This window comes from Terriglobales bacterium (assembly GCA_035543055.1).
Classification (GTDB): domain Bacteria; phylum Acidobacteriota; class Terriglobia; order Terriglobales; family Acidobacteriaceae; genus JAIQFD01.
Genome location: DATKKJ010000070.1, coordinates 1 through 4,961 on the forward strand (window position 1 = coordinate 1; position 4,961 = coordinate 4,961).

Genomic DNA, 4,961 nt, shown 5'->3' on the forward strand with positions numbered 1-4,961 from the left:
GACGTAACGTATAATTCTCCGAGGCATCGTTTTTTTTCAGTGCCGACGGCCCTATGATGCGAGAGCGCGTCTCCCTGGACGAGCCGAACCGGAAGGGCTTGATGGTGTCGATCATCTCATTATCGATTGTTGCCACCGGGACAGTAGGCTAGGTTCTCACCGCAGTCAGCAAACACCCGCGGGGACAGGCTCGCATCCTGCTGGTCCTTAGCGTGGCGGCCATACTGCTGTCCCGGGCCTTTTTGCACACCGTCTTTGGAGTGCATTACGCGCGGTTATATTGGCGTGCAGGCCGCAGCCTGCGACGAAAAATCACCCGACGTATAAAATCGGAAAAGTAGCCAGCTGACCTTCGTAAATTTGCCTACATTACCATCGACAAAGGGGGCCATGTGAAAGCCAAATTGGTTTTGGTCCTGGCGGGCAGCCTTCTCGCGTTCAGCCCAAGCGGCTGCAAGGAGGACCAGAAAGCGGCGGTGTCGCCACCGCCGCCGGAGATTGAAGTGGCGGAGGTTCTGCAACGGGATGCGCCGGTGTATAAGGAATGGATCGCGACCACCGACGGGTTCGAAAACGCCACCATCCTCGCCCAGGTGCAAGGGTATCTGATCAAACGGAACTACAAGGAAGGCGACTTCGTCAAGAAGGGGGCCATGCTCTTCGAGATCGACCCGCGCCCGTTCCAGACGACGGTGGACGAAGCCAAGGCCGCCTTGGCCAAGTACCAGGCGGTTCAGTGGACCGCCCAGGCCGACCTGAACCGCGTCTTGCCGCTGGCGGCGGCCAACGCGGTCAGCCAGAGGGATAAGGATAACGCCATCGGCCTCGTGCAGGCCGCGGAGGCCCAGGTGCTGGGGGCCCAGGCGCAGGTGCGCAAGGCCGAGATCGACCTGGGTTTCACGAAGATCGCCTCCCCGATCGACGGCATCGCCGGTGCGGCTATGGCCCAGATCGGCAATCTCGTCGGAACTCCCCAGGCGCGCGAGCTGACCACGGTGTCTACCGTGAACCCCATCAAGATCAACGTGCCCATCAGCGAGCGCGAATATCTGGAGGCGATGGGGAGGTACAAGCAGGAAATAAAGACGGAGGCTGATAAGATAACATTCGATTTGATCCTGGCCGACGGAAGCACGTGGCCGCAAAAGGGAACCTTTTTCTTCGCCGATCGCCAGGTGAACCCGCGGACCGGGACGATCATGGTGGCCATTCTCTTCCCCAACCCCAACAACATCCTGCGGCCGGGGCAGTTCGCCAAGGTGCGTGCCCTTATCGCCATGGAGAAAGGCGCCCTGCTCGTGCCCCAGCGCGCGGTCGATGACCTTCAAGGCAGCTATCAGGTGGCGGTGGTGGATGCCGACAATACGGTGAAGATTACAAACGTGAAGGTCGGCGAGCGACTCGGGGAGCTGTGGGTGATTCGCGAGGGTCTCAAACCCGGAGACCGGGTGGTGGCTGAAGGCACCCAGAAGGTACGCAACGGGGTCAAGGTTAGCCCCAAGCCGTTTGCCCCTCAGCAGGTGCCGGAGGTCTCCAAAGCCGCTTCCTGACAATTTTACGACACTATTCGTTCCCACTCCTGAAAGGTAGTCTCTTATGGCAAAGTTTTTCATCAACCGGCCCGTCGTGGCGATAGTCATTTCCATCCTCATGGTGATCGTCGGCTTCGTTGCCTTGGCCCGGCTGCCCATTGCGCAGTATCCGGAGATCGCCCCACCCGAGATCCTCCTCTCGGCGACCTACCCCGGGGCCGACGCGCTGACGCTCGAGCAGTCGGTTGCGACGCCCATCGAGCAGCAGATGAGCGGCGTCGACAACATGATCTACATGTACTCGCTCAGTCAGGCCAGCGCCGGGCAGATGCATCTGCGGGTGGACTTCGATATCACCACCGACCCGAGCTACGACCAGGTGCTCACCAACCTGAGATATACGCAGGCCGCTTCGCAGCTCCCCCCCGACGTCGTCAACCAGGGAGTGACGGTCAAAAAGTCCGTGACGAGCCCGATGGGGCTGTTCGTGCTGTACTCGCCAAAGGGCACCTACGACGCGCTGTTCCTCAGCAACTACGCCTATGTCAATATCAACGACCCGCTGACGCGCGTCCCCGGCGTCGGCCAGGTGCAGATCTACGGCGCCGACAAGTACGCCGTCCGGCTCTGGGTCAATCCCGACATTCTGGGGAAGCTCGACATCACGGTGAGCGAGATCGTGAGCGCGCTGCAGGCCCAGAACACCGTGAATCCGGCCGGTCAGGTCGGCGGCGATCCGGTGCCGCCGGGCCAGGAGTTCACCTACACGGTGCGCGCACAGGGCCGCCTGGCGAGCGTCGAGGAATTCGAGAACGTCGTGGTGCGGGCGATGCCCGACGGCTCCCTGGTGCGGGTGAAGGACGTGGCGCGCGTGGAGCTCGCGGCACAGACCTACAAGTGGCAGGGCCGCCTCAACGGGCGCCCCGGAGCCATCATCGCCATCTACCAGCTGCCCGGCTCGAATGCCATCGAGACCATGAAGGCCGCCTCCAAGCTGATGGAGCAGGCCAAGGCGCGGTTCCCTGAAGATCTGGACTACGTGACGGCGCTCGACACGACGCTGGCCGTGACCGCCGGCATCCGGGAGATCGTGAAGACGCTCTTCGAGGCGATCGCCCTCGTGCTCGTCGTCGTGTTCATCTTCCTGCAGGGCTTCCGGACCACCCTGATCCCTCTGCTGGCGGTGCCGGTGTCCCTGGTCGGCACGTTCACCGTGTTTCCGCTCCTCGGCTTCTCGATCAACACGCTGTCGCTCTTCGGCCTCGTGCTCGCTATCGGTCTCGTGGTCGACGATGCCATCGTAGTGGTCGAGGCGGTCGAGCACCACATTGAGGAGGGGATGGCGCCGCGCGACGCCGCGTTCAAAGCGATGGAGGAGGTGTCGGGCCCGGTCGTGGGGGTCGCGCTGGTCCTATCCGCCGTCTTCATCCCGACGGCGTTCATCCCGGGCATCACGGGCCGGATGTACCAGCAGTTCGCGGTCACCATCGCCGTGTCGGTCATCATCTCGGCCTTCAACGCGCTGTCGCTAAGCCCGGCGCTTTCGGCGCTGCTCCTGCGGCCGAGGCGGGAGATGCGCGGCCCGCTAGGGATATTCTTCCGCGGCTTCAACCGCTGGTTCGCCCGGGCGACCAACGGTTACGTGGGAGCCTGCGGCCATCTCATCCGCAAGTCCGTCCTGTCCATGCTGCTGCTGGCCGCCGTGACGGGCGTCGCAGGCCTCATCGGCTCCCGGCTGCCGGGCGGCTTCGTTCCCGACGAGGACCAGGGGTATCTGTACATGAACGTCCAGCTGCCGTTGGCGGCCTCCATGCAGCGAACGGCGGCGGCGTGCAACAAGATCGATGCCATGCTCAAGGAGACGCCGGGCGTCAAGTACTACAGCGGCATCCTCGGCTTCAGCCTGTTGAGCTTTGCGTCCACGACCTACAACGCTTTCTACTTCGTCACGCTGGAGGACTGGGACGCGCGGGACAGGCACGGGCTCACCGCCGACGTCATCATGCGGGACCTGAACCGGCGGCTCGCGGGCCTTCCCGACGCCCAGGCGTTCGCGTTTTCGCCGCCCGTCATTGCGGGCGTCGGCACGTCCGGGGGCGTAACCTTCATGCTGCAGGACCGCGCCGGCAAGGACCCCGCCTTCTTGGCCGAGAACACGGCGAAGTTCCTCGCCGCGGCGCGCCAGCGGCCCGAGTTTGCACTGCTCTTCACGACGCTCCTGCCGAGCGTGCCCCAGCTGTTCGCCGAGGTGGAGCGGGACAAGGCGCTCAAGCAGGGCATCAATCTCGCATCGGTCTACCAGACCCTGCAGTGCTTCCTGGGCGGCGCCTTCGTCAACTACTTCAACCAGTTCGGGCGGGTCTGGCAGCTGTACGTCCAGGCCGAGGGTGAGTTCCGCACCAAGGCCGACACCGTCGGCCAGTTCTACGTGCGCAACGCCAACAACGAGCCGGTGCCGATGTCCTCGCTCGTCACCATGAAACCGGTGTACGGCCCGGAGTTCAGCGTCCGGTTCAACGAGTACCGGGCGGCGCAGATCAACGGAGTCTTTGCGCCCGGGTTCAGCAGCCGGCAGGGCATGCAGGCGCTCCAGGAGGTCTTCGCGCAGACCATGCCGGGCGACATGGGCTTCGATTACTCGGGCATGTCGTTCCAGGAAAAGGTGGCGGCGGAGGGCATCCCGCCTGCCGCGGTCTTCGGCTTCTCCCTGCTGGTGGTCTTCCTGCTCCTGGCTGCGCTCTACGAGAGCTGGACGCTGCCCTTCGGCGTCCTGCTCGGCACGCCCATCGCGGTCTTCGGCGCCGTGGCCGCCCTGTGGGTCGCGCGGTTCGAACTGGACGTGTTCTCGCAGATCGGCCTGATCATGGTCGTTGGCCTCGCCGCGAAGAACGCCATCCTCATCGTCGAGTTCGCCAAGCAACAATACGACCACGGTGCCTCGCTGGTCGATGCCGCGCTCGCGGGGGCCCGCGTCCGCCTGCGCCCCATCCTCATGACGGCCTTCGCCTTCATCCTGGGCGTTTTTCCGCTCGTGATCTCGACCGGCGCCGGGGCCAACTCCCGACGGATCCTCGGCACGACGGTGGTGGGCGGCATGCTCGCGGCGACCCTCATCGCCATTTTCCTAATACCTGCGACCTTCTACCTCGTGGAGAAAATCGCCCATCGCGGTGAGACCGCGACAGGTCACGCAGGAGCCCTCGCTGAGAAGCAGCACGGGAAAGCAAACAAGGGAGACGAGCATGCATAAGCGCGCCCTGTGGTGCATCCTCTTGGTTTTGCTGACGGGCTGCATGACGGTCGGCCCGGACTATAAGCGACCGAGCATCGACACGCCCGCCTCCTGGCGGTTTGAAGAAAAAGAGGTCCGGGATCTCGCCAACACCGCCTGGTGGCAGCAGTTCAACGACCCGGTGCTGAACGGTCTGG

General features: G+C 63.8%; 3 protein-coding genes. All 3 read left to right on the top strand.

Annotated features, from left to right (window positions below):
- Window positions 1–392 precede the first annotated feature (392 nt).
- Window positions 393–1,550 (top strand): efflux RND transporter periplasmic adaptor subunit, encoded by a 1,158-nt coding sequence (locus VMS96_05805; protein ID HVP42925.1) that lies wholly within the window; start codon window positions 393–395, stop codon window positions 1,548–1,550.
- Between the two features lie 46 nt (window positions 1,551–1,596).
- Window positions 1,597–4,782, top strand: coding sequence for an efflux RND transporter permease subunit (locus VMS96_05810; GenBank protein HVP42926.1), 3,186 nt, complete (start codon window positions 1,597–1,599; stop codon window positions 4,780–4,782).
- Window positions 4,775–4,961, top strand: a 187-nt coding sequence (locus tag VMS96_05815; GenBank protein ID HVP42927.1) for a hypothetical protein, incomplete at its 3' end; no start/stop codon positions are given. The genes VMS96_05810 and VMS96_05815, both read left to right, overlap by 8 nt.